At 60.2% G+C, this 22,885-nt stretch carries 39 protein-coding genes; 8 read left to right on the top strand and 31 right to left on the bottom strand.

Annotated features, from left to right (window positions below; genetic code table 11):
* Positions 1 to 5: 5 nt before the first annotated feature.
* The 31 genes from CKW13_RS19660 to CKW13_RS19510 form a co-directional block, all read right to left on the bottom strand.
* Positions 6 to 566, bottom strand: a complete 561-nt coding sequence (locus CKW13_RS19660; RefSeq protein WP_176465149.1) for a hypothetical protein — start codon at positions 564 to 566, stop codon at positions 6 to 8.
* Between the two features lie 2 nt (positions 567 to 568).
* Positions 569 to 1,033 (bottom strand): phage protein Gp13 family protein, encoded by a 465-nt coding sequence (locus CKW13_RS19655; RefSeq protein WP_095110440.1) that lies wholly within the window; start codon positions 1,031 to 1,033, stop codon positions 569 to 571.
* The gene (locus CKW13_RS19650) at positions 1,023 to 3,365 is read right to left on the bottom strand and encodes a hypothetical protein (RefSeq protein WP_095110439.1); all 2,343 of its coding nucleotides are present in this window, start codon (positions 3,363 to 3,365) and stop codon (positions 1,023 to 1,025) included. Before CKW13_RS19650 ends, CKW13_RS19655 begins: the two co-directional genes overlap by 11 nt.
* Positions 3,362 to 3,961 (bottom strand): hypothetical protein, encoded by a 600-nt coding sequence (locus CKW13_RS19645; protein WP_095110438.1) that lies wholly within the window; start codon positions 3,959 to 3,961, stop codon positions 3,362 to 3,364. The genes CKW13_RS19650 and CKW13_RS19645 overlap by 4 nt, the downstream gene beginning before the upstream one ends.
* Positions 3,962 to 4,019: 58 nt before the next feature.
* Positions 4,020 to 4,397, bottom strand: a complete 378-nt coding sequence (locus tag CKW13_RS19640) for a hypothetical protein (RefSeq protein WP_095110437.1) — start codon at positions 4,395 to 4,397, stop codon at positions 4,020 to 4,022.
* Between the two features lie 10 nt (positions 4,398 to 4,407).
* Positions 4,408 to 4,848, bottom strand: coding sequence for a Bbp16 family capsid cement protein (locus CKW13_RS19635; RefSeq protein ID WP_095110436.1), 441 nt, complete (start codon positions 4,846 to 4,848; stop codon positions 4,408 to 4,410).
* Between the two features lie 35 nt (positions 4,849 to 4,883).
* Positions 4,884 to 5,876, bottom strand: coding sequence for a major capsid protein (locus CKW13_RS19630; RefSeq protein ID WP_095110435.1), 993 nt, complete (start codon positions 5,874 to 5,876; stop codon positions 4,884 to 4,886).
* 21 nt (positions 5,877 to 5,897) lie between these two features.
* Positions 5,898 to 6,614 (bottom strand): peptidase, encoded by a 717-nt coding sequence (locus CKW13_RS19625; RefSeq protein WP_095110434.1) that lies wholly within the window; start codon positions 6,612 to 6,614, stop codon positions 5,898 to 5,900.
* On the bottom strand, positions 6,611 to 6,907 hold the full coding sequence (locus tag CKW13_RS19620; protein ID WP_095110433.1) for a hypothetical protein: 297 nt from the start codon (positions 6,905 to 6,907) through the stop codon (positions 6,611 to 6,613). Before CKW13_RS19620 ends, CKW13_RS19625 begins: the two co-directional genes overlap by 4 nt.
* Positions 6,907 to 8,601: a portal protein gene (locus CKW13_RS19615; protein ID WP_176465148.1), complete on the bottom strand. Its 1,695-nt coding sequence runs from the start codon at positions 8,599 to 8,601 to the stop codon at positions 6,907 to 6,909. Before CKW13_RS19615 ends, CKW13_RS19620 begins: the two co-directional genes overlap by 1 nt.
* A 1-nt stretch (position 8,602) precedes the next feature.
* Positions 8,603 to 8,872 (bottom strand): hypothetical protein, encoded by a 270-nt coding sequence (locus CKW13_RS19610; protein ID WP_095110431.1) that lies wholly within the window; start codon positions 8,870 to 8,872, stop codon positions 8,603 to 8,605.
* A 1-nt stretch (position 8,873) separates the two neighbouring features.
* On the bottom strand, positions 8,874 to 10,385 hold the full coding sequence (locus tag CKW13_RS19605; protein WP_095110430.1) for a terminase: 1,512 nt from the start codon (positions 10,383 to 10,385) through the stop codon (positions 8,874 to 8,876).
* Positions 10,357 to 10,896 (bottom strand): terminase small subunit, encoded by a 540-nt coding sequence (locus CKW13_RS19600; protein ID WP_095110429.1) that lies wholly within the window; start codon positions 10,894 to 10,896, stop codon positions 10,357 to 10,359. Before CKW13_RS19600 ends, CKW13_RS19605 begins: the two co-directional genes overlap by 29 nt.
* A gap of 3 nt (positions 10,897 to 10,899) precedes the next feature.
* Positions 10,900 to 11,367 carry a lysis system i-spanin subunit Rz gene (locus tag CKW13_RS19595; RefSeq protein WP_095110428.1) on the bottom strand — a complete coding sequence of 156 codons (468 nt, stop codon included), beginning with the start codon at positions 11,365 to 11,367 and terminating at the stop codon, positions 10,900 to 10,902.
* 11 nt (positions 11,368 to 11,378) lie between these two features.
* Positions 11,379 to 11,735, bottom strand: a complete 357-nt coding sequence (locus CKW13_RS19590) for a hypothetical protein (protein ID WP_095110427.1) — start codon at positions 11,733 to 11,735, stop codon at positions 11,379 to 11,381.
* A complete protein-coding gene (locus tag CKW13_RS19585; protein ID WP_095110426.1) occupies positions 11,732 to 12,133 on the bottom strand; it encodes a Gp49 family protein in 402 nt (133 codons plus the stop codon). The genes CKW13_RS19590 and CKW13_RS19585 overlap by 4 nt, the downstream gene beginning before the upstream one ends.
* 26 nt (positions 12,134 to 12,159) lie before the next feature.
* Positions 12,160 to 12,675: a glycoside hydrolase family protein gene (locus CKW13_RS19580; RefSeq protein ID WP_095110425.1), complete on the bottom strand. Its 516-nt coding sequence runs from the start codon at positions 12,673 to 12,675 to the stop codon at positions 12,160 to 12,162.
* Complete coding sequence (locus CKW13_RS19575) at positions 12,672 to 12,944, bottom strand: holin (RefSeq protein WP_095110423.1); 273 nt, start codon at positions 12,942 to 12,944, stop codon at positions 12,672 to 12,674. Before CKW13_RS19575 ends, CKW13_RS19580 begins: the two co-directional genes overlap by 4 nt.
* A 181-nt stretch (positions 12,945 to 13,125) precedes the next feature.
* Entirely contained in the window at positions 13,126 to 13,488 is a 363-nt protein-coding gene (locus CKW13_RS19570) for an antiterminator Q family protein (RefSeq protein ID WP_095110421.1), read from the bottom strand.
* Between the two features lie 58 nt (positions 13,489 to 13,546).
* Entirely contained in the window at positions 13,547 to 14,149 is a 603-nt protein-coding gene (locus CKW13_RS19565) for a recombination protein NinG (protein ID WP_095110417.1), read from the bottom strand.
* The gene (locus CKW13_RS19560; protein WP_095110413.1) at positions 14,140 to 14,418 is read right to left on the bottom strand and encodes a hypothetical protein; all 279 of its coding nucleotides are present in this window, start codon (positions 14,416 to 14,418) and stop codon (positions 14,140 to 14,142) included. The genes CKW13_RS19565 and CKW13_RS19560 overlap by 10 nt, the downstream gene beginning before the upstream one ends.
* Entirely contained in the window at positions 14,418 to 14,834 is a 417-nt protein-coding gene (locus CKW13_RS19555) for a recombination protein NinB (RefSeq protein WP_095110409.1), read from the bottom strand. Before CKW13_RS19555 ends, CKW13_RS19560 begins: the two co-directional genes overlap by 1 nt.
* The gene (locus CKW13_RS19550) at positions 14,831 to 15,052 is read right to left on the bottom strand and encodes a hypothetical protein (protein ID WP_095110405.1); all 222 of its coding nucleotides are present in this window, start codon (positions 15,050 to 15,052) and stop codon (positions 14,831 to 14,833) included. The genes CKW13_RS19555 and CKW13_RS19550 overlap by 4 nt, the downstream gene beginning before the upstream one ends.
* On the bottom strand, positions 15,049 to 15,669 hold the full coding sequence (locus CKW13_RS19545; RefSeq protein WP_095110403.1) for a hypothetical protein: 621 nt from the start codon (positions 15,667 to 15,669) through the stop codon (positions 15,049 to 15,051). The genes CKW13_RS19550 and CKW13_RS19545 overlap by 4 nt, the downstream gene beginning before the upstream one ends.
* A complete protein-coding gene (locus CKW13_RS19540) occupies positions 15,666 to 16,088 on the bottom strand; it encodes a phage protein NinX family protein (protein ID WP_095110401.1) in 423 nt (140 codons plus the stop codon). Before CKW13_RS19540 ends, CKW13_RS19545 begins: the two co-directional genes overlap by 4 nt.
* Positions 16,085 to 16,357 (bottom strand): hypothetical protein, encoded by a 273-nt coding sequence (locus tag CKW13_RS19535; protein ID WP_095110398.1) that lies wholly within the window; start codon positions 16,355 to 16,357, stop codon positions 16,085 to 16,087. Before CKW13_RS19535 ends, CKW13_RS19540 begins: the two co-directional genes overlap by 4 nt.
* Position 16,358: 1 nt before the next feature.
* The gene (locus tag CKW13_RS19530; RefSeq protein WP_095110396.1) at positions 16,359 to 17,165 is read right to left on the bottom strand and encodes an ATP-binding protein; all 807 of its coding nucleotides are present in this window, start codon (positions 17,163 to 17,165) and stop codon (positions 16,359 to 16,361) included.
* Entirely contained in the window at positions 17,155 to 18,012 is an 858-nt protein-coding gene (locus CKW13_RS19525) for a replication protein (protein WP_095110394.1), read from the bottom strand. The genes CKW13_RS19530 and CKW13_RS19525 overlap by 11 nt, the downstream gene beginning before the upstream one ends.
* 73 nt (positions 18,013 to 18,085) lie before the next feature.
* Positions 18,086 to 18,283: a hypothetical protein gene (locus tag CKW13_RS19520; protein WP_095110392.1), complete on the bottom strand. Its 198-nt coding sequence runs from the start codon at positions 18,281 to 18,283 to the stop codon at positions 18,086 to 18,088.
* A gap of 38 nt (positions 18,284 to 18,321) precedes the next feature.
* Positions 18,322 to 18,516: a hypothetical protein gene (locus CKW13_RS19515; RefSeq protein WP_095110390.1), complete on the bottom strand. Its 195-nt coding sequence runs from the start codon at positions 18,514 to 18,516 to the stop codon at positions 18,322 to 18,324.
* A gap of 29 nt (positions 18,517 to 18,545) precedes the next feature.
* Positions 18,546 to 18,749, bottom strand: a complete 204-nt coding sequence (locus tag CKW13_RS19510; RefSeq protein ID WP_095110389.1) for a helix-turn-helix domain-containing protein — start codon at positions 18,747 to 18,749, stop codon at positions 18,546 to 18,548.
* Positions 18,750 to 18,847: 98 nt separating this feature from the next.
* On the opposite strand from CKW13_RS19510, the gene CKW13_RS19505 reads away from it, so the two are divergent.
* From CKW13_RS19505 to CKW13_RS24500, 8 genes are all read left to right on the top strand, one after another.
* Positions 18,848 to 19,504 (top strand): LexA family transcriptional regulator, encoded by a 657-nt coding sequence (locus CKW13_RS19505; RefSeq protein WP_095110387.1) that lies wholly within the window; start codon positions 18,848 to 18,850, stop codon positions 19,502 to 19,504.
* A 443-nt stretch (positions 19,505 to 19,947) separates the two neighbouring features.
* Entirely contained in the window at positions 19,948 to 20,202 is a 255-nt protein-coding gene (locus CKW13_RS19500) for a hypothetical protein (RefSeq protein WP_095110385.1), read from the top strand.
* 15 nt (positions 20,203 to 20,217) lie between these two features.
* On the top strand, positions 20,218 to 20,877 hold the full coding sequence (locus CKW13_RS19495; RefSeq protein ID WP_256576631.1) for a DUF1566 domain-containing protein: 660 nt from the start codon (positions 20,218 to 20,220) through the stop codon (positions 20,875 to 20,877).
* 197 nt (positions 20,878 to 21,074) lie between these two features.
* Entirely contained in the window at positions 21,075 to 21,410 is a 336-nt protein-coding gene (locus CKW13_RS19490; protein WP_256576630.1) for a hypothetical protein, read from the top strand.
* Positions 21,411 to 21,431: 21 nt separating this feature from the next.
* Positions 21,432 to 21,710, top strand: coding sequence for a hypothetical protein (locus CKW13_RS24275; RefSeq protein ID WP_141233999.1), 279 nt, complete (start codon positions 21,432 to 21,434; stop codon positions 21,708 to 21,710).
* Positions 21,707 to 22,126: a hypothetical protein gene (locus CKW13_RS19485; protein ID WP_095110382.1), complete on the top strand. Its 420-nt coding sequence runs from the start codon at positions 21,707 to 21,709 to the stop codon at positions 22,124 to 22,126. The genes CKW13_RS24275 and CKW13_RS19485 overlap by 4 nt, the downstream gene beginning before the upstream one ends.
* A complete protein-coding gene (locus CKW13_RS19480) occupies positions 22,123 to 22,314 on the top strand; it encodes a hypothetical protein (protein ID WP_095110380.1) in 192 nt (63 codons plus the stop codon). Before CKW13_RS19485 ends, CKW13_RS19480 begins: the two co-directional genes overlap by 4 nt.
* Positions 22,311 to 22,448: a hypothetical protein gene (locus tag CKW13_RS24500; RefSeq protein WP_176465147.1), complete on the top strand. Its 138-nt coding sequence runs from the start codon at positions 22,311 to 22,313 to the stop codon at positions 22,446 to 22,448. The genes CKW13_RS19480 and CKW13_RS24500 overlap by 4 nt, the downstream gene beginning before the upstream one ends.
* The last annotated feature ends 437 nt before the right edge of the window (positions 22,449 to 22,885 follow it).

Genomic DNA, 22,885 nt, shown 5'->3' with positions numbered 1-22,885 from the left:
ACCCCTTAGGTCATAGCCTGGTTGTAGTTGAGGCGAGTCGTTCCGCCACTCATTGCCGCCTTTGTGCCTGCGCCGCCGCCACTGCCGAACATCCCGCCGGCGGCCGCCATGCCGAACGCGCTGCCCGCGCCACCCAGAATCGAGCCGATGGCCTGGCTCTTGGCGTTCTTCTTGACCTGCTTGGCGTTGGCAATGTCCTGATTCGCCTGGGTGCGGTAGCCGTAGGCCTCGCGCGCGGCGTTGTTCTGGATGGTCAGGGCGTCCAGCTCGCCGATCATGGCGGTGTCATCCTGCAACTGGCCCGCGCTGCCGCTGTTCACGTCGATGCCGTTGGCAGCCAGCGAGGTGCGCTGCTCGCCCACGGCCTGCCCGGCGCGCACGCGCTGCCAGTCGGCATCGGTGTTGCCGGCCAAGATCGCTTCGTCAGCGGCCTGGTTCTTGAACGCCGCGTTCTGTTTCAGCAGGCCGGACTGGTAATTGCCCCCGTCGATGGCGCTGGACGCCCCCATCAGCCCGCTGCCCACGGACAGCGCAATGGCCGCCGGTAGTGCAAAAGCTCCGCACATAGTCAGTTCCCACGATTCAGGGTGAATTGATAAAAAAGGAAGCGGCGAGCGCCATAAGGGGCGGCCTCGCCGAAGTCGAAGCCAAGCCACTTGAGCCAGCGAATGGCGGAGGTGTTGCGCGCATCGACGTAGTTCATGAGGTGGCGGTGACGGGTCAACATGCCCTGCACCTCCGGCTTGCAGACCTTAAGGAAGGCCCTTGCGTGTTTTTCCACATGAATTGTGGAGATAAGCCAGGGCACGCCGACCGATCCCAAGATGCTGTGAATAGCGTCACCGAAGACGGCCACGACCTCGCCGTCGACCACGATCTTGCGGGCGTTCAGGCTGCCGGTGACCGCATCAATCAGCGCCCGCTCCATGGGGATGCCAAGGGCCTCGGTGATTTCGTCGACATCGGCCTGACGCACGATCAGCAGGATGGCCGGCACATCCTCAACCGATACCGGCAACACTTCAGCGGCCACCGATGGTCACCTCTGGGATGACGGCCAGCACGGTCAGCGGCAGAGGGTCGGACTGGCGAATGAACACTCGACCCTTGCCCTGCCAGTTGTTCGATATGGAGATTTCGACCTGGCCGGTTATCGACTCAAGTGGTGGCTCGTAGGCGTTGCGGGAGGTTTTCTCCTTATAGAGGCTATTCTTGTCCTTCCCGGCCATGACCCCGCGCGACTCCTCGACCATGACAGTCAGCGATGTGACGGCAATCTTCTTGTCGAGCACGGTTTCGTTGGCGTTTTTCAACTCCAGATCGAGGGTCTCCATGTCGGAGTTGTACGGCAGGCCAACGTGCGCAACGCCCGCGGCTTCCTGCAACACGATGGTGCCGCCCTGGACGACCAGTTGCGGATGCACGCTGCCATCGGCAAGGATGGAAACCGTTTTCCCTTCCAGGTGGCCCAGGCCGCTGATTGTTCTGGCCTGGCGGGCCCAGGTAGAAACAGGCGTGTTGCGCAATGTTGCCGGACACACGACCAGCAGCTTGGCTGTCACGGAGCCTGCATTGAAATACTGAACCACCTGGAGCCGGACAATATCCGTGGCGGTGTCGCCGTTCGCGTCGGTGATAGTACGGGTTATCGAATACTCGGCGCCCACGCTCTCGGGCACAAACGGCGCATGCCCCTCGGCAGTGATGGTCACAACCTCTGGGAACAGCCAGTTTGTCCCGCCGGTCAGGCGCAGGGTTTTACTTGGGTCGGCGTTTCTCCCGTCATAGCTCAGGCCGCAATCCACAAAGAAAGCATCCTCAATAGCCCGCACTTGGCGCGTGGCCATGCGTTCGACGTAGCGCTTTTGCACGCCGTTGATGTAGCGGCGCACCACCATATAGAGCGCGTCCTCCTGGCCCTCTGGGATGCAGGCAATGGATTCAACGAACCCGTCCGTGTCGTGGCGGTGCCAGCCCACAAGCTGCTGCTCTGGCAGATAGGTCATACCAAGCAATACGCCGTCATCGCGCACATACCAGACAATCGAGTCAGGGATTTTCTGATATGCCACGCTGGTCAGCTCATGCCCACGGAACAGGTGTGCGCTGAAAATTGTCAGGTCATCCGCCGCAAAGCCGTCAGATTCAAGCGAGTAGCCAAACGACGACACCCGACTGCCCCGGGCCTGGACGTATACGGCGCTGTTGCCCACCACCACGGGCGGAATCAGCGCGGAACCGTCATAGCCCTCCTGGCTGGCCTGAATGGTTTTGGCGGTAAGCCCGGTATCGGAGCCTGTGAATGTCCATTCCCCGCCATTGGTAAGGCCCAGCAGCTTGCGCAGGCCCAGCAAGTGACGCATCCGGTTCACTTCGCGGCTGGCGATGGTGAAGGTGATCGAGTCGTCGTCCTTGTTCGGCACCGAAAACCCGAAGTTTTTAAACAGGCCGGTCTTGCTCATCCAGACCGTTTGGGGGTTCAGATCGCTACCAGCGAACACCAGGCGCTGCTGGTAATAGCCCACGCAGCCCGGGTAGTTGCCCACGCCCACGAACGGGTCATTTCCGTTTGGCGGCGTGTCGGTCTTGGTGGCGACAATGTTTCGGTCGGTGAAGCTCAGTTCGGTGGCGCGCCCGATAAAGCCGTAGATCCCGGCCCCGGCGTTGTCCTTGTAGACGATGTAGTAAGTGGCGCCAACCACCGCTGGCCACGTGATCGTCGCCGCCGCGGTGTCTGCAAAGACCTCCACGGTATTCGACGTGACAGGCAAGGACTCGTCCAGGCTGTTGCCGTCATCCATTACCGCCGTGATCTGGTAACGCCAGACCTGCTTGGCCCCGGTACCAGTCACGGGGGTGGCGGTGGCCGATGCTGGCGGCGGGATGCGCGGGGCCAGGCTGATTTCGGCAGTAACCCAGTTGTCGTGGGCAAACCGCCCCAGCTCGCGGGGCTTGTACCCCGGGTGCGCCAGCGTCATCACGTCCGCCGACTGGGTGTAGTTGATCTGTTTCAGGTCGTACTGGGTGTACGGCAAGGCCACCTGAACCGGCAGCCCCTCGTAGGGCGGGGCGCTGAACAGGATCTGTCCGCCATCCTTGATGAACCGGGTTTGCAGGTCGCCAAACTGCAAGATGTAGGTTTGCTGGTCATTGAACTGGAACGGGATCAGGCGCGTCAGCTTGTTGGAGTTCTCCACCTCGCACACAAACTTGGTGCCGGGGCGGTTACGTACGCCGCCGTAGGGCATGACCATGAAGTTGCGGCACGTCTTCAGTCCCGTGTAATAGCGGGCGATGTCGGTACGGGCACTGGCGGAGGGCGACAGTTCGCCAGCGGCGAAGGTCGGTTGCAGCACGCCGCTCATGAGCGCACCGTCACGAATTCTGATTCGGGCTCTGGATCGTCCCGCGACTCCTCAAAGGCTGCGCCCTGGGCCACGGTCAGTGCCTCGGCGTAGCCCTGCTTGCAGAACTGCTGTAGGTCTGGCTTGGACGATAGCGGCAAGGCCAGCTCCTGGCCCAGGCGCCACGCCAGGGCATCAGCAAACAGCGCATCGAAGAACGTCGAGTCCTCGACGCGGAACGTGAAGCGCACAGCAGCCTCTGGCTGATCCGTGTGAATCACCCGGCCGCCGGCGTCATAGCCGACCTTGAAAGGGATCTGCATGTCGGCGGTGGGCGCTCGGCGCCAGCCCGGCAGGATGATCTCGCGCACCGCCAGGCATTCAGCCGGATAGCGGTAGCGGAACGCCCAGCCCGGCGCGGGGCTCCCAATGTCGGCAAGGGTGACGGTCGATTCAGCAAACGGCCACGGGAAGCCTTTCAGCACCAGCTCACGCATGGGCGCGTAGAGAACCTTGCATAGCTCGGCCTCCTTACTGCGCTCGCTGAACGAGACAATCGGGCTGGTGTGGGCAACCCGCGAAAGCGCGATGTTGCAGATTTCGATATCGCTCGACATTCGGGGACCTCAGAAATGAGAAAGGGCCCCGAAGGGCCCTTGAGGGAGTTGCTGTTGGTCAGGCGTCTGGCAGTCCGTTGTTGTTGCCTGAGTCATTGACCGTGCCGCCGGTGCTGTCAGCGTCCTGCTGAGTGGTGCCCTGGGTTGGCGTGATTGCGCCGCCAGCATTCAGGCGAACAGCTTCCGCTTCTGCCTCGGCCTTGTTACCAGTGAAGGTGCCGACCATCTGCCCTGCCGCGTCCTTGACGACGAACTTGCCGGCGGCGCCGCGAACCGCAACGTAGCCAGTGAAGGTCTGAACGTCCTTGGCTGGGGCAATGGCGCCAGACACCATCCAGTTTTCGCTGAAGTGTTCTTTCTCGCTGAGAATGAACGTGTCCCCAACATCCTTGATGCCATTGTCGTAAAAACCGCGATCTTTCGCTGTAACTTGCATGCTCTACCCCTTAACCGAGCGTGAATCCGCTGGCGTACTTGGTGTTGTCCTGTACATCTTTGACCAAGCCAGCCCAGAAGCTGCCGGCAGTCAGCGGGCCCGTACCAATGAGGTAGTTCACGCGCAGGTAGCGACGCACACCGCGAGGAACAGCCACTTGTACCGGGCGAGCGCCGGCAGGAAGGTCGGCCAGGGCCAGGGGACCGGAATCAAACAACGTCACCCAGGTGCTGTTGTTGTCGCTGGTCTGCAACTGGATGTTGGTGGTTGCAGCGCCAGCAGCGGCGGCAGCAGTGAGAGCAGCCACCACAAGGTAGATCGGCTCGCCAGCGCCGATATCGCGACGGGTATTGCCGTGGGTCAGTGGCCCAAGATCAAGGACGTCCGTCGACGCCGCGGTGGCGGTGACAACCTGGGCGTTGCTGAACGTGTTCAGTCTGTCGGTAATCATGTTTCGATCTCCAATGAGCGAGAGGGTCAGCAGCCTTAAACCACTGGCGCTTCGGTGTTGAGCAGGGCGTCGACGGTGCGAAAAGGAACGCCGCGCAGGCTGGTGATGAACTCGCCGTCATACTCCTGGATCTTGAGCTGGACGTTTTTCTTGTTCATCGCCTGAATGTCGAGGCACTCGGCAATGGTGCGGTTCATGTAGAACGCGGCTCGACCCATTTTCAGGTTCGGGATGCGGTGCACTGCACGAATCATCGCTTCGATGATTTTCACGCTGGTGCCATCGGTGTCCGCGATCAAGTCGGAAACATCGATGTTGCAAATGCGAACCGCGTAGCGCCAGTCGCGCAGGGAGATACCAGGAACCCATTTGTAGTGATCGCGATAAGCGCGGAATTTCTTTCCGGTGCCATCATCCACAAGTTCAATGCCCATATCGTTGTGCTCGATGCCGGCCTTGGAGCCCTTCGGATAGATACCGTGAACGCACTGATCGCCCCAGACTATGAGCCAGATCGAGGTGTTATCAGCGCCGGAACCGCCCATCTTGATGATGTTCTTGCCGTTCTTGGCGGTGCTGTCGCTGTAGCGCGGAGCCATACCCAGGAACTGAGCTGGCGCAAGCGCATCGTTGTTGTAGAACAGGCCGGCGGCCATGTCTTGGTTCATGCCTTCAATGAACGCCGAGTTTTCCGAAAGACGGAAAGCTGCAGTGTTGCCGTTCAGCTCAGCCAGAGCCACGTCGACCACGCCGAGGTTTTCCAACATTGCGCAGGTTTCGTCGATCTGTGCCGTGGTGGACTTGCCAGTGGCGATACCACCGTTGAGCGCGCGCCAGGTGCCCGTTGGTAGGCCGGTGCGCGCCGTAGTGCGGTGACCAGTAGGCAAGTTGCCTTCCAGCCAGAGCATGTCGGTGAGGATTTCATTCGTCTGATCCAGCATTTCGACGATGCGAGCCTGCTTGCTGTCTGGATCTTGACGCTTCGCCCAGTCCGCCAAAGTGACGGCGGTATTTGCAATGGTAGCCATGCGTTGTTACTCCGTAGGGGGTTAAGACTTGCTATTGCCGTAGAACACTTCTTCGTTCGATTTGCGCTCGGCTCCGGTCTGGCTACCCGGCAGGACGAACTTGTCCTCCGAGATAGCCCCGCTGATGCGGTGGCAGAACTTGAACAGCGCCGGGTGATTGCCCAGGCCGGACGCATTTAGCAGCTCGGAAAGCTGCGGGTCGCCGAAGGCCTGGATGACCTTGACGGCGCTGGCTACGCTCTTGTCGTAGTTCGCGCCGCCGAGCTCGGGGTCGCTCTTGACCTCGGCTGCCCAGTCCTGGGACTGCTTGACCACGGCGGCCTGCATGTCCTCGACCTGCTTGGTGGCCAGAGCGCTTTGCAGGTCGATCAGCTTCTGGGCTGATTCCTGGGAGATGTTCAACTCCTTAGCCAGGCCCTTGAACGAGTCCAAGGTGCCGGCATCCATCTCCACGCCATCCGCCAGGGTGAAGTCGGTGTAGGCCTCGGGCGCGCCAGCGCTCTTGGCTTCGGCGTCGGTCTTGGATTTCGCTGCGTCCGCTTCCTGCTGGATCTGTTCAGGGGTTTTGGTTTCGGCGGCGGCCGGTGTTGGTGCGGCAGCAGCCGGGGTCAGCACGGTTGCATCTGGAGCCGCTGCCGGGGTTGGCGCAGCGGCGGGGGCTGGCGCCGAGCCTTCGCCACCATCGCCCGCCTCATTCATCAGCACGCGGCCAAGCAGTTTCATCATCAAAGCGCTCATTCATCAGTCTCCTGGGGTTGCTCATCAATCGGCTGTGGCGCGTTCTCCGCCGCCATGACCGCGTACATCGCTGGAGTCAGGTCATTGACCTGGCTTAAAAGAAGAAGGCCAGCATTGCGCTGGCCTTCGTTGAAGTTGGTGATGGAATCCGTGAGCCCTATCGATGGCTCAAACAGCCTGAGCCTTCCCATGGTTCGCCACATGAAGCGGCGCCCACGGTGATCCCCCATCAGCCACTTGAAGTCAGCGATGTCCTGCAATTCCTGCTCGGTGGGTTTCTGCTGATCGGTCATTACACTGCCCCGGCAAGCTGAGTGAGGGCGTTATCGCCGCCGGTGTCGGCCTGACTGAGGGTCTTGACGCCCTCGATGACACTGCCCAGTTGCTGCTGCATCTGCGCCTGCTGTTCAGCCTTGGCGCGCTGCTCACGGATCTCGGCAACGGCGTCGTCTGCCCGAACCATGGTTGGCGGGGTGCCGATCAGCTCGAAGTATTGGCGCATGCATTCATCGGAATCGAGCATGTCCAGGGCAGCCGGGTTCTGCGTGGTGGTGGCCACCTGGCCGGCGAAGCCGATGGCGCGCTCGATGCTGGAAACGCCAATGGCCTTCTGGGCCTGGGCCAGGATGCTGGTGAACTCGATGCGCAGATCCAGGCCGACCAGCTCCTTCGGCGGCGGCGGGATCAGCGGCGCGCCCGGCAACAGGCCAGTCCAGCGCGGGATCGACTGTTCCAGCATCTGGTTGAAGTGCATATCGACCAGAGGATCAAGCAAATCATCGGTCTGGCGCTCCAGCACCGGCCCCAGCATGAGCAGCTTTTCCTCCTTGCGAGTGGCGATTTCGTAGGCCGTGCGCACGCTGTCCATCTGGCTGACCATCAGGAACAGGTCAACGAAGAACGCGGTGTCTATGATGTCGCTGTCGGCCTGGATTTCGCCGCGCAACTGGCCGATCCACGCAGGGTTGACGTTGTAGAGGGGTTCAAACTTGGCCCCAAGCTGCATGTCGTTCAGGTAGGTGATGCTGCCCGGCAGGATTGATGCACGCTGATTCTTGAGGCTGGCCGGGGCGCCCATTGGTGGACGCACGCCCTTCTCTATCATTTCGGCCTTGCGGCGCTCCATGAGCTGCACCGCCTTGGTGGAGCCAATACACATAGAGCCAGGGCCAGTGCCATAGACGTCTTCGGCCAGGACGTCCCAGCGCGGCGCCATGACGGGAAAAGTCTTGAACCCAGACCTGCGCAGGATCTTGTCCTTGTCGCCGCTCATTTCCCAGTACACGGAGTGGAACGGCATGTTCTCGTTGTCGGCCTTGCTGGTGTCGCGCCCCTCGTTCGGCTCGATGGCGTGGCAGATATCGACCCAGGCCTCAGGGTTGTTCGTGAGAAGGGTTTGCGCCGTGGGGCTCATGGCCTCCTTGCCGAATTGCTGCTCCATCTGCCGCGCTGTCATCTTGAAGTCGCGGAACAGCGTGTCTACCTGGTTGCGGCTGTTGTTGGCCAGCATGTAGCTGCCCACGGCCAGAGGGTAACAACGCAGCAGATCGTCATCGTCCGGCAGCACCACCATGGGGGCCGTGCCAAACACGCCTTCTTCGGTGTAGCGGTTGGGCAGCACGCTGTAGAGGTTCGACCGCGCCATTACCTCGCGCATGGCCTTTTCGACCGAAAACAGCCAGGCCTTGACCGGCGCGTAATCCATCATGGCCGGGTCAGGCGTGCCGAACTTGACCCAGGGCGCGGCGGGGTTGGTCATGCCAGTGTGCATGCCCGCGCCCAGAGTGCGAGCTGCAAACGAGGCCCGCGGGTTTATGATTTTCTTGTCCCGGCGCTTTCCGCTGTTGGTGTCGGTGTTGTTCCAGCGGCCCGAGCGTGGGCTGATGAAGTCGCCCAACTCTTGCCACTCAGGGAGCCAGTTGCTGTCGCGCTCGCCTTTCAGGCGGGTGCGGCGCTTTTCCAGGCGTTCGCGCAGAGAGTCGGCCAAGTCACACCCCCAGCAGGGTTTTCTGGCTGGTGTTGGCACCGCCCAGCAAGCCCGACGCGCCGGTCAAAATGGTGCCGCCTTGGCCAGCAGCGGCAAGACGACGCTTACGCTCGGCATCTACCGAGGCCTGCACCGAGTCGCTGCTGGTGGTGGGAGCGGCCGCTACGGCCGCGGCGGCGGTGGGCGCCACTGCGCTGTCGTTGCCCAGCAGAGCACCGGACAGGCCGAGGGTCGCCACGTTCGCGATCTTCTTGATTGATTTGCCGCACATTTCAGTTCCCCCCGTATGGGTCGTAGTCGGATTGGAGGCCATTGAATTCGCCAGCGCTGCCGGCGTAGTTGCTGTACTGGCTTTTCATCACCGGCATGGTGAAGGTGAGCGCCAGCGAATCGCCGTCGTCCGGAGAAATGCCCAGGCGCTTTTTGATCGCGTCCTTTTTCTCCAGGGCGATTTGGTCGCTGCTGTTGTGGGTGTACTCGGGCGAGGTCAGCTCAGCCTCAAGCTCGGCGCTCTTCTCGATGGCCAGTCCGGCCCGAATGGCTTCGCGCATCTGCCACCACATGTAGGTGCGCATGTTGGCGTAGTGCCGGTCTGGTGCTGCGCTGGCGAAGTTGACGTCGATAATCACCACCCCAGGCATCAGCCTGCGCAGTTGGTCGGCAACAGGGCCGCCGACGCCGGTCGAGTCAACAAAAACGGCATCCGGCCGGTGGTCTGCCACGGCGGTGCAAACCCGGGCGATGAACAGGGTGGTGTCGCGGGTTTCACTGCCTGGGATGCGGATAGGCGGGATCGACCGCGCATCCAGGCCGCGACGGAAGCGAATGACGTTGTTGTCGATACCGCCCCGTGCAATGTCGATGCCGCATACCAGGGCGTCGTCCATGCCGTAAACGGCTTCGCGCCGCATGGCCTCGGCCACCCAGTCAGTGGGGATCAGTTGCAATTCAGAAGCCCTCGGGAACATGCCGCGAACACGGATGCGGAAAAAGTCGCTGTCTTCGCCGTAGTCCGCCTGCCACTTGGCGATCTGCGTCTTGTTGGTGCCTTCGACGGTGCGGCTATCAACCTGCCGATGGCTCCAGCGGTGCTTGTAGCGGGTGAAGCACTCGCGGAACCGGCCGGTGGTCTTGGTCGGGTTGCCGAAGGCTGCCCATATGATTTCAGTGTTCTCGTCGGTGAGCGCTCCTTCGGCCACTTCCCACACCAGGTCGGCAATGGCTGACGCCTCGTCGAAGATCAGCAGCAGGCGCCGCCCTTCGTTGTGCAGGCCGGCGAATGCCTCGGTGTTGCTCTCCGACCAAGGCACGGCGTCTATACGCCAGTTCTTTTCGTGGTCGGGGTCGGTGCTGATAAGCGCGGTGGCGGTCAGCCTGAACCAGTGGGCGGTGATGGAAAGCCGGTTCCATTTCGCAACCTCGGGCCAGGTTTTGGTTCGTAGCTGTGTTTCGGTGTTCGCGGTTACCACGCCGCGGGTATCAATGCCGGTGTCCACTGACCACTTGATGATCCAGGACACTAGTGCCGACTTGCCGATGCCGTGGCCGCTGGCCACCGCTTCGTGGATGACCTCGCCCAGGTCTTTGGCGCCGCCTCGGAGCTTCTTGCCTATCGAGTCGAGGACTTCGATCTGCCAATCGCGGGGCCCGGTCTTGTTCGCCAGCTCAGTGCCCGGCTCGCCCCACGGGAAGGCGTACCAGACGTAGCCCAACGGGTCGTGCGCAAACGACAGAATGTCCTCGACCAGTTGCTGCTCAAGGTCGATTCTTACTGGCTCGCTCACTGGCTTTTGCCATCCGCTGGGAAAGTGTGTGGGTGACGTCGACCACCACCTGGTCACGGAAGGCGTTCACGTTGACGTGCTTGCCAAGCAACTCAAGGTTCTTGACCTTGTCCGGCCATTTGATCTTTTTCATCAGGCCGACCATTGACCGATCTTCGCCAGAGCCCTCGAACATCTCGGCGATATCGAAGCCAACGAGGTACTGGCGCCAGCCCTTGGGCCACTCTGATAGAGGCTTGAAACTCATGTCGTCGCGGAGAATGTCCAGCACGTCGAGCTGGTCAATCTCAACCAGTCGATTCAGCACGTAGTCAGCATTGATCTGCGTCCGCTGATTGCGAGAATCCATCGCTTCCTTGATGGCCTGGGCTATTTGAGGTTTTTTCAGGTTCTCATCACCGATCTGCCCGGCCGTCCTCTTGCTATACCCGGCCCTGATAGAGGCCTGAGTTGCATTCAGATCAATCAGGTACTCGACGACAAACCGCTGTTGCTTGGCTGTCAGGGCCATAAGTCATTGCCCCTGTTTGATGGCGCCACCCAGGCAAATGCGTGTGACGTAATCCTGTAAGCCGCTCAAGGCGCGGATGGCTTCGTCACCGTCGCTGGGGATGGCGAGAATTCGTCCAGCAGTCGCTGGGTCAAGTTCGGCTCGCGCTTGTGCATCATCCAGGCCGGCGGCGCTGGTGGCGGCTCGCACAACGGGGCAGCGGGCTGCGACTGACAGCCGGCGAGCGCCAGAAGCGACATCAGCACGAAGCTGCTTGTTAACTGCTTGCGCATCGATCAGATCCTGGGTGTGTTGGGTGTCGAGCTGAGCCAGCAGGCGCTGGGTGTTGCGCCGCGATTCGGCCGCACGCTCAAGGGTGTTAATGCGATCCGTCGCAATGGCCATGTCCTTGGCCTGTCCTTGGATGTAGCTCCAGCCGCCATAGATCAGCACCAGGCATGCAGCGAGTGCGGCAATTAGGTAACGGACCATGGCGGGATTCCTCAGGCGAACTTAGAAGTTCGGGTGTTGATGATGCCGAGGTACAGCACCATCGCATCGGCCTGCATCTTGAGCAGTTGTTGCTCGTCCTCAGGCAGGCCGGCGTACAGATCGGTGTGCAGGAACGCTTCCAGCTTCTGGATGCGGTCGGCCAGTTGCTCACGCTCGGCAATCACGCGCTGCTGGTGCAGCGGCAGGTGACCGACGTGGCCGATAGCGACGTTGGCTTCTTCGAACTGAGCTTTCGGGCACCAGCTGGTGTAGCCGTCGCTGTACTTCACCGTGTAGCCTTCGCTGCCATCAGCGTGAGCCTGGGCCCAAGCCATAACGATCTTGGTGCCGACGTAGTGCCGTGTCATTGCTGATGCTCCTGCGTGGCTTCGTGCAGTTGCTGTTTGAGTGCGTAGCCCATCAGCGGCCAGACCTTCTGCTCTGCGTTCTCGCGGGCGATCTTGCGACCAATCTCCGCGTCGAAGTTCTCAGGGCTGGCACAGGCCGACTCGCCGGTGACGGTGAAGCCGTTGCGCAGTACCAGGACGCAGAAGGTCAGCGTGTTCAGGTGGTCCTTGCCGAACGTGGAAGTCATCGATTCACCGCCAACATCGGAAAGCGTGCTGCGAACAATCGCGCCCTCCACACCTTCGCGGGCGGTGAAATACCATTCGGCGGCGACGTTGGCGCGCAACTCACCAAGACTGATGCGCGGTGCGGTCAGGCCTTTGGCCTGGATTTCCTGTTCGATTGCTTGGTCGTTCACGGCGAAAACCTCTCGGGGTGGGTGATTCATTGCGCGGCCATGCACTTGGCGTGGCGCTCAAGCTGCCGCGTCCAGACGCCCCAGCACCGCGTGTTGCCCGGTGTCGAGCAGTCGAAGCCGGCGGCATAGCGGTACTTGAGTAGGTCGTGGCAGGCCTGGGCGTAGTTGCCGGCCAACAGGCTCTTGCGGGGCGACCCCTTGCGCCAGGTGCCCATGCCGTACTGGCCGACGAAATCCATGTAGATATCGAACTCGGCCTGGTGCAGGCCAACCCCAGGCAGCGACGCGGCGAACTGCTTTTCAGTCTGGCTGTTGAGGTTGCGGGCCAGAACTTCGGCCCGGGCCGGGGTGATGGTGTCGCCCATACGGACTGGCGAGCCGTCTTCGTAGCGGGTTGAGCCGTGGCCAATGGTTGGCACGTCGCCCTTGGTGGGGATGACAGCGGCAGGCGTGTAACCCTCGCTCGCCTGCCAGGTGGCGAAGCCGGCGGCGCTCAGGCTCAGCAGGCTGACCGCGATGCGCTGGCGTAACTGGGCGCTCATATCTCGCACTTTTCCAGCAAGGCCTTGACACGGGCTGCGCTCTCGGCAGTGCGTGCGGCACTCTCGGCCGCCTCCCGGCGGTCGCGGCGGATCTGGAAGTAGGTGCTGACAAGCAAGCCAACCACCGCCACAACCACGCCAGCAATACCGATCCAATTGACCTGGGACAGCCAGCCAACAGCGCCAGTTACGGCGCCGACCGCCATGCCCTTATTGGCCACTGACGCACCAACCACCTCTACGATGCTCTCGGGCGTCGGGTTGGCCATGTTCCTACTCCTGCCTGGGGCTGCCATAGGGGCCTCCAGATGTAAAAAGCCCCGCACAGTGGCGAGGCTCAGGGTTGAATTTCAGGTACAAAAAAGCCCGACTCAATGGCCGGGCTTATCTGAAGCGGTAAAACCGCAATATGGCGCTAATGTGCCACTAGTGTGTTAACACGTCAATGAATTAAGCAGCCATCCTCATATCCAGGCACGCCTCGATGTAAGTTCTACCCGCTATCAGCAGCTCGCGAACCTTGAGCCTTGGAAGGTCAAAAAGATTCCCTACGCCCTGCATTGTCATTCCAGTGCAGTAGTAAACGCGCAAGCAGTCTGCCGTCCTTGGATAACGCTGCCACAGAGACGCAATAGCCCGATCCACCATCAGCGCCTCATCATCGGTTATCGCCGCAGGGAGATTGCTCGTAGGTTGCTCAACGTTGTCGCGCATGATGGCATAGAGGGGCGAAATGCCATACCCGGGAATCCCAGTGCCCTGCCACACCCAGCGGCCCCACTGCGTTAAGAGCTCTTCAGCGTCGTAATTCATCAAGAAACCCTCTTGCTGCGTAGTTTCGCGCAGACAGCCAGGCCCGGCGTTATGCGGCTCATGCAGCAGTCCTCTTCAGTTCTCTGGTCTTTTCCCGATAGCTGGCCTTGATGGCCTTGATCTCATCCACGGTGTACTTGCGAACGCTCTGGTCGGATTCCAGGGCGTCGACAGCCTCCTGGCCGATGCGCGCGATGAGGCCGATCCGGTAGTCCACGGCGTTGCCAGATAGGAACCGGTTGTCATGCTTGCTCTGGGCATGGCAGTTACGCTCATCGAAGCGCAGGTGCGGCGCGGAACCGACGCTGCGGTAATGACCTGCATCTACCGCGTTACCGCTCCAGTCCAATGGCTTGCCGCTGGATATGCATAGGTGGCCGGCGGCCTGGTCCCGGGTGCGGATGTACTCGTTGAACGCCTGCTGGGCTTCGCGCATGTGGTCGCTGCGACTTTTGAGGGCCTCTTTGCGCGCCTTGATATCCCGGCGCCCGGCCTGGGCCAGCGTTTTTTTCTCCCTGGCCTTCTGCACCTCTACGGTGGCCAGCGCACACTTAGGGCTGCACACCGCCTGCCCCAGCCGCTGCGGGACGAATGAGCCCCTGCATGCTGGGTTGCGGCAGGTCTTGGGCTTTGGCGCCTTCTTCTCGATGGCTACGCGCATGGCTCTGCCTCCTTGGCTTTCTGCTGCTCTGGGGTGAAGTCGCCACGAAGGGGCATGAGCCACTTTTCCCAAACGATGGCCTTGTCTTCGCTCACTACCCATACCGGGTCGCCGCCATCCTGCTCATAAACGCCTGGGTCCATTGGATCCTTGCGATCCACCGGACTCACCAGATGACGACTTATCAGTTCGACGCATGTGCCGATCACTGGTGGGAAGGTGTGATTGATAACCAGCGCCAGGTCGCCCGGCTTGAAGTTATGGCTCATCAGTAGCGCCCTCCCCAATGATCTTTCTGCGTCCAGCGCACCTGGTGTTCAGCACCAAACGCATGCACCCACTCGATCAACTCGCCGCACTGCTTCACTGTGAGCTTGCTGGTGCGCTCGTAGATGACGTCGAAGCCGTTGCCGTCTACCGCTGGGATCATCTGCGGCTGGTCGCCAGACTCACGCAGCCAGGCGGCGGTCAGCAGGCGCTTCCAGATGAGGACATCCCACTTCTTCCCGGCGTGCTCGACCTGGGCCGCGATATCGGCCAGCGCCGCGTGCAGGGCCTTGTTCTGCTCCCCACTGCGGTCAACTTCGGTGATGGCCAGCTTCTTGGGCTTGGCCAGGTCCAGGCCAGCGATATAACCCATCGCCTTGTTGCGGTCGGATTCGTTGCGGATCTGGAGGCTGGTCATGGCTTAACCCCCGTCTTCTTGCTTACCTTCCCTTCCGCCTCAAGCTGACGCATGGTCTTGCGCAAGGTGCCCAGGTCGTAGGCTCGCATCATTGTCTTGATCCACTTGTTCACGATCGTTACGCAGACATAGGACAGGACGAACAGAGTCAGGGCCAGGACGCCAACGGCCGAGCAAACCATCACGCCGTAGCCGATCAATTGAGCAATCTCATTCATGACTGCTCTCCCTGGCCCAGGGCAGCGCGACCCACGATGTACTGCGGCAGGTTCCGGCAGCCTTCGTCGGTGTCATAGAGGTCCAGAATGTCAGCCAATGCCTTGCGCAGCCCCTCCACCTCAGCCTTCAGCTCAGCATTCACCCGCTCGTAGGCTTCGTAGTCGGTCTTGAGGCCGGCGTTTTCAGCGCGGAGTTCGTCGCGCTCTTCGGCGACCTTGCAGTAGTTGGCGTGGTGGCTTGCCTGCCATTCCTTGTATTGCGCCGCCTGGCGCTCGTTCTCGGCTTTGAGCTCGTCGCGCCCGGCGAGAAGATTTATCGCTGCTTGGGCCGTACCTCCGTAGCACTCCAGCAGGATCAACTGCTTGTTTTCTGCGTTCAGCCGCTCGTTCTCGGCGATCAGGGCCAGAACCGTGGCGGGCGTCATCGCGCAGAGAAACTTAGCCTTGGCTTCTCGCTCGCTGCACGGCCCTGGATGCTTGGCGCTCTTAGTACGCATCGTGGCGATGTAGGCGTGGTCGTCGCGGATCGCCCACTCGCACCAATTCTCTTGGATGGCGCGCCAGTTCAAATTGCCGCAAGCCTCGGCCAGCCGTTTCAGTTCGGTGTTGTTGGTCATGACAGCAGCTCCTTTGGCACGCTTGCGATTTCGCCAAGGACCGAGGCGACGATGGCGCGACAGGCGGCGATGAGGATTGTTTCCCCGTCACCAGCAGCATTCGTCATGCCGTAACGCTTTGCGTGAACGACACTCCCAGCACGAAGGATTTCAATTTCAAATTTATCCAGCAGCGCGCCGCCGCAATCCCAATCGCTGGACGGATACCAATCGAACTCAAATCCATACGCCCCGGAGTAGGTCAGGCGGATCGTGCGAGGAAGCGTCACCGGCTTTGCTGCACCCTTGAACAGCAAGCGCGTTTCGCTCTCGGTAACCTTGATCGCCGGCCGCATGCCTGGGTACACAGCACAGAAAGTCGCCCAATTCAGTGCGGCGCCAGACAGGTCTTGCGTCTTAACTTCTATAAATTCGGTCATGCCCGCTTCTCCCCTGCTTCTGCGATCACTGCCATGCGCTCCAACTTGCGCGCCTCACTCCAGGCCTCAGACGTGCGATCTCGCTCGCTGCCCTTGTCGACCCATTCCCAGACCGGCCGGCCGTTGCAGACCATGTAGGCGCGGTACATCTTGCTGTACTGCTGCTGGCGGATTTGAGTGACGCTACGCCCCTTCAGGAAGCGCTCGTCCCCGGCCTGCGGTTTTGGCTTGGCCTGTGCGGTGCTGTATCGAATGCTGGTAACTGCCATGTCAAAACCCCTCCTTGCCGCGCTGCGATTCCCACTCGAACGGAATGACGATCACCCCGCCCTCCCGAAGCCTGTCTGCGCAACGCTCCCCGATTGCAGTAGCCAGGGCCTTCGCGTCGAGGTTGGAAACGATGACGGTGGGTCGCAGCTCTTCGTAGCGGCCGTTGATGATGGCGAACAGGGTCGTCAGCTCGAAGTCGCTAGGCTTCTCCTTGCTCACGCCGATTTCGTCGAGGATCAGCAGTGAGGGGCTGATAAGGCTCGACAAGATCTGGCTTTCGCTCTGGTCGCTGGTGTGGTCGTAGGTGGCGCGGATGGCCTGGAGCACAGAACCAATCGTGCGGTACACAGCGGTCGCGCTGGACTTGGCCATGATCTCGTTGGCAATCGCAACGGACAGATGCGTCTTGCCGGTGCCGGGCTTGCCCAGCAGCAGCAGGCAGCGGCCAGCAGCGGCGATCTTCTTGAACTCGGCGGCGTACCGCACGCAGGTCTTCAGCGCCTTCTGCTGCTCGGCGGTGTCGGCGATGTATTCGGCGAAGGTCTTGCCCGCGAAACGCTTGGGGATCAGCGCCGCGCCAAGCTTCTCAGCCATCCGCATGCGCAGGGCCAGGGCTTCCTGGGCTTCGGCGCGGGCGGCTTCTTCCTCGCGGCGGATTCGGCTGCACTCCGGGCAACCAGTCTTGAACTCCCGACCGAAGATCAGGTTCACCTGCTGCGGGAACTGGCCGTGGTCGTCGCACACGCCGGTTGTCTGCTGCGGCGCCGGGGTTGCCGTGGGCATCGAAACGATCTTGTCAGAACCCATAGGACCCATCCTCACGCACGATCAGGCCATCGGTGTAGTCACGGTCAGCAAAGCCGCTGTGACGCGATTGTGGCGCTGGTGCAGGAGCGGCTTCAGCCAAACGCTTGATAATCCAAGACGCCTTGAAACCCTGCCAGCCGGAGGTGAGAGCCTCGGTGATTGCGTCGGATGCCGTGATTCCGGCGTCCGCGCACTTGACCAGCTCAGCGTTCACGGTCGACCAGACGGTGGCGGTCACGGCGGCGCGCTTCGCCTTGCGCTGAGTCAGCCAGTCGGCAAGAAGTTGCGCGGGGACGTTGTGCGGATTGTCGGCCAGCAACTGGGCCATGCCGAACGAAGCCTTACGATCAGGCTTCGGTTTTTCGATTTTTGGTTGGGGCGGATTAATCTCTTTCGAAGAAAGAGTTAATAGGGGTTCTTTCTTTGTATAAAGAAGGGAAGTTGCCGATTTGGTCTCACTCGCATCGGATCTCAGTGAGACGATTTGTGCTGAGTGAGACGTTTTGGTCTCAGTGAGACGTGATAGATTTTCTTCGTAAAAAAGCCACTCAGAGATAGGTGAAATGCCGATATCTCCACGACTTCCACCAACCCGATAGATTATTCGACGTTCAAGCAAGTGGCTGATCGATTTGGAGGTGACGTCGCGGCGCATGTTTGTAAGCTTGCCGATCTCGTCGGCTGTGAGGCGCTTAGTGTCCAGTTGGTAGCCAATCGTCTGGCGCGCAATGGCCATGAGAACGCGCAGGTCGCGCGCAGGCAGATCAACCGTAGCCAAGGACTCCATTAGGGCGTTGTCCATCCGGGTGAACCCCCTGGACTTGTCAATGTGAACGATGTTTGTCATAGTTGCCTCGCTAACAGCTTCAACGAATCAGCCACCCTGTCCGGTGGCTTTTTTGTGCCTGGAATTTGGTGGCTCAGTCTTTCCTGCGAAACGCTTGAATCGTTCCGCTCATGGCTCTTGGCCTGGTTCGCTGTGTGATCTGGTGCTGTATTGCCTGCTTGGCCAGTTGCTCAGGGGTTATCCCTCTGCGGGACGCCTCCTCTTTCAACTGCTCCAGCTCATCACAATCCAGCAGCGACTCCAGGTTCATGCCGTTTCTTTCATCTGGCATACGCCCTCCAGTCCCTACGCGGTCCCTACGGAATCGCTTCAGGCCACGTGGCTGTCGCGCTTAAAATCATCAACAGATTCAATGAGCCAGGACTTCAAAATCTCTCTAGCCAAAACGGCCTTGGGAGTTCGATGGATTCGGGCGGCGCATTGAAGCCACTGCTCGTATTCGTCATCGAGAAGAACCTTGGTCTGGTTCACATGCTTGTGGTTTAAGCGGGGTTCGTCTGCCATTGGTGAGGCTCCTTGGTTGGTCGAGAGGGTTAAGCGGCTTGAATTTCGGCTTTACTGGCGGCTTCTTCGCGAGCACTCAGCAGGCATTCGATGGCCTTTCCGGTGCTGTAGCCGACCATGGTCCCGCTGGCTGCGCGGGAGATAGTTGCCTGCGTGGTGCCGCAGCGTTCAGCTACTTCTGTCTGCGACAGCCCGAGCTGGAAAAGGCGGTTCAACATCTCTTGAACTGTCATGACGGGAATCCTATGAGGTTCTGCATGACAAATCATACGAATTCGCATGGCTCGGTGCAATAGAATTCTCATATCCGCTTTCGTATATTTGGTGAGTAATGGATATCGCTGGGCGCCTACGCGCAAAAATGGCCGATGCCAACCTGAATGAAACCCAGCTCGGTAAGAAGTCAGGAGTTCCTCAGCCAACTATTAACCGGATTCTGTCTGGAGAGAGTGCGAGCCCTCGAATGCCAACTATTGCCAAGCTGGCCAAGGCCCTCAGGGTTTCACCAGAATGGCTTATGTACGGGAATGGAGACGACGCATTTGACTCTAATGTCGAGGCTACTATCGGGCCTACCCGCTACTACGAATATCCGGAGATCAGTTGGGTGCAAGCAGGGGTGGCGTGTGAAGCAATGGACTTGTTCAACGTCGGCGACTTCGAGGATGTGCACCCTTCCGACGCCTGGGCTGGCCCAAATGGTTTTTGGTTAAAGGTGCGCGGCCCATCAATGACCTCGTCAAATGGCATGAGCTTTAGCGAGGGAATGATAATCCTGGTGGCGCCTGGCAGCGACGTAGAGAGTGGTCAGTACGTGGTCGCCAAGCTGATCGACACCAACGAGGCGACGTTCAAGCAATTCATCTGGGACTCAGGTCGCGCCTACCTCAAGCCGTTGAATTACTCTTTCCCTACGGTGGAGATGGATGACACCTGGTCGATTGTAGGGCGCGTAGTTGATGCCAAGTGGCCTCGATCCGTTCTATAGCTGAGTAATAGAAGCACTCAAGAAGCCCGGCACCTGTCGGGCTTTTTCACGCCCACGAAAAATATTATGCATAAACGTATTGACTGGAATTATGAGGATTCGTATAGTTCACCCATCGCAGCGACTTACCAGGGACTGCGAAGGGCCTCCGCCCGCCGCTCTTTGGTTTCACCACTTGCCGGATCACCACCGGCCTCAGCTTCAAGGTAGCGAGCCGAACACCTTAAGTTCGGTACAGGGGATGCCTCACCCCGTGGCCAGCAGCGTAGATGGCCCTAGATCAAAGAGAGCTGACGGATGGGATGCCATTGCATGGACTACATCGCGGTCAGTGAAACATCGGATTCAAGCAAGTGAGTGCAGCCAGTAGCTGCTCACGGCTCACAGATTTCCTCGATGCCGCTTCTATGAGGCGGCATTGGAAATCCAGCGGAGGAAGTGAAATGCCGAAGTACATGCTCGACTACATCAGGCTTTGCCGGGAATGCAGCCTTGACCTGCGCACCGTCGGCAACATGCGCAGCATCGTGCTCCCAAAGCTGCAGCGTGAAGCGACAGCACTTCGCGGTGCGGTGAGCGAATTCGCCGGAGCCTTCCCTGGGCTTGAGCAAGACGCCGAACTGCTGGAGTCAGCCATACGGGCCGGAATCCAGCGCTGTACGCCTCAGCCGCATCAGCAAGAGCTGTTCGCAGCATGACGGACCTTTTCACTGATGCACCTGGTGACGGGTGCATTGGGAAAACAACCGAACATCCCCGACAAGGAACACACCATGCAAGTAAATCAACTGACCACCTACACCAGCCCCAGCGTGACGATCAGCAGCCCTGACGAAGCTGTTGTGCTGAGGCTCGCAACCCTGGCGATTGGCGTGAAGCCTGTTGCAGCCACAAGCGATGTTCCAGCCATCGGCGAATTCTGGCCCGGCCAAGGCGGCGTAAATGCCGGCCTGATGCGCGGCGAGAAAGGCCGGCCTGACTACTGGCTGATTGTCCCAACCCATGAGTCGGTCAAGGGCAAGAAGCTGGCATACGGCGGCTACGAGGTCGATGAGCCAGAAGCCGCAAGCCGCTTCGATGGCCTGGCCAACACCCTGCACCTGGTTGAAGGCTCTGCCCAAACTCACCCGGCAGCAGCTTGGTGTGACGGGCTTGCCATCGAAGGTCACAGCGACTTCTACCTGCCAGCCATCAACGAGCTGGCCCTGTGTATGGCGAACGTGCCGGAGCTGTTTCAGAAGGAGTGGCACCTGAGCAGCACGCAGCGCTCCGCCCACTACGCATTCAGCATGTACTTCGATGATGGCATTCAGCTCATCAACGTCAAGAGCAACGAGCTCCACGTCCGCCCCGTCCGCAGATTCATTCGCTAATTCATTTATTGCTTTTCTTCGCAGGCGATTCCTGGGGCTACGGGTATCTGTGGCCAGACCAGAAGCACCCGAGGTAGCGCTCGGCGCCTGCACCCTTCTCCCGTCTTTATTCGTCAGCACTCACCCTGCGCCCATCGGCAACCAGCGGGAGGAATGAGTGCTGACGAATGCAGGTGAACCAAAAAATGGAGAGAGACATGAACTTTCAGCCCCCAGATCCAGAGCGCTTCGGGTCATGCCTGAAATGCAGCAGCCTGATTGAAGAGTCGGAGCAATCCGGCGGGATCTGCTTTGAGTGCCATGCCGTGGATGCCGGAAAAGAGCCTGCCTTCCCCGTTGGCGCCAATGAATACGGCGGTCACGACACCTGTTTCGGGATGACGGTTCGAGACTATTTCGCGGTCAAGGCCCTGCAGGGAATGATCTCAACAGCAGGCGCTCCCTGCTTGTTCGGACTTGAAGGGGGCGAACACGACACCGCGAAGGCCGCTTACAAAATTGCCGACGCCATGCTAGCCGCCCGTTCCGCCTAACCCCAAACACTGGAGGTCGCCATGCACCACTGTACCGATACCCAAGCAGTCTGCCGTGGTTGCGGGCTGAAGCTGCGGGGCTCGCCATCTTGGAAAGGCGGCCTCGCCTATCACCCTGAGCCGAAAGGTGAAGTCTACCAATGCCACTACGGCGGCTGGGTCTGCTCGCGGCGCTGCGACATCCGCGCGTGCGTCGAGCTGGAAGGAACGATGCCAGGCTGCGGTGGTGTGAACGGCTACGAGCGGCTTTCCATCTACGCAAAAGAGAGCATCGAACGCCATTGGCCGGAGGCAGCATGAACGCAACAGCGCTTGCACAAAGTGAATTCGATAACCGTCTGCCGCCTCCAGTCAGCGAAAGCCCGCAGGAACTCGCCCGGGCGGAATGGCTGTTCAACTCTGCCGAGCAATTGATCCGATTTGGCTGCGACGTAACGTTCCAGCGCCGGATGCGCAAGCCGCAAGGCGTGACCGTAGCCGACTTGGCCCTGGCCGTGGATGAGCATGTGAACGGCCGGCTGGCTGGCTGTCAGGTGCAATCGCCCGCGCTGGGCTGGCTTCTGCTGTCACAGGGCAAGCCGGACCAGAATGCCGTCGCAGAGCTGCTCGGCCCCAGCGATCACCCCCTGGGCAAGCGTGGCGAAATCGCAGAGGGCCTACTTCGACCCTTGGTCGCTGACGCCATGATCGCTCAAGCAGAGGACAACGAACTGTGAGCCCTCACATAGCCATCGGCCAGGCCCTGGAAGCCCTAGAGCATCCTGACTCGCCGCCTCTCAACGAAACACTCGCTGAAGGCCTGATCGTCCGCCACTTCACCGCCAGCAACATCAACGCCGAAGAGTTCCACTACTACAGCGCCAAGCTGCTGAAGATCAGCCAGAAGCGCAAGGAGGATGCATGACCATCATCGCCGGATCTTTTAAAGGAATTACCGAGGCCCTGAGAATTCAGGGTTTCTTGTTTCTGGTTGACGTGAAATGGATCGAGCAGCCTTGCAAGTGTGCGGGCCGCTGGACTTGCAAGGTGAGCATATGAAGTGCTGGATGGTTCATGACGGAGAGCCTGCATATGGATGTCAAATGGTGTTTGCGGAGACCAGAAGCCGCGCGAAGCAGGTAGGCATCAACAACTACCCAGGCGATATGGGCGAATGGATAGGTGTTCTTGCCTGGAGAATGCCTGAATTTGACGGGCTTCGCGATCATGAGTGCGCAGTCATGGATAACGATGAGCTGCCACCAGGCAAGTCATTCTATAGCGAGGTTATCGGATGACCTCCTACCAACGAGCCAAGCGCCTCTACATCTGGCGAGGCTCTGCCATCGTCCTACTCCTGTGTACCGCATGGATGCTCGCAAGCGCCTACGCCGGTCACGTTACCCAATAACTAATTTACAGCGCCCCTTTCCGGTGGCGCGGAGAGCAGCCATGTCCGCGAACATGCAGATCTGGGACAAGGTCAGCACGACCGA

The sequence above is a fragment of the Pseudomonas sp. Irchel 3E20 genome (assembly GCF_900187645.1).
Classification (GTDB): Bacteria; Pseudomonadota; Gammaproteobacteria; order Pseudomonadales; family Pseudomonadaceae; genus Aquipseudomonas.
Note: the sequence above shows the minus strand (reverse complement) of the source record. Positions and strands in the feature narration are given on the sequence as shown.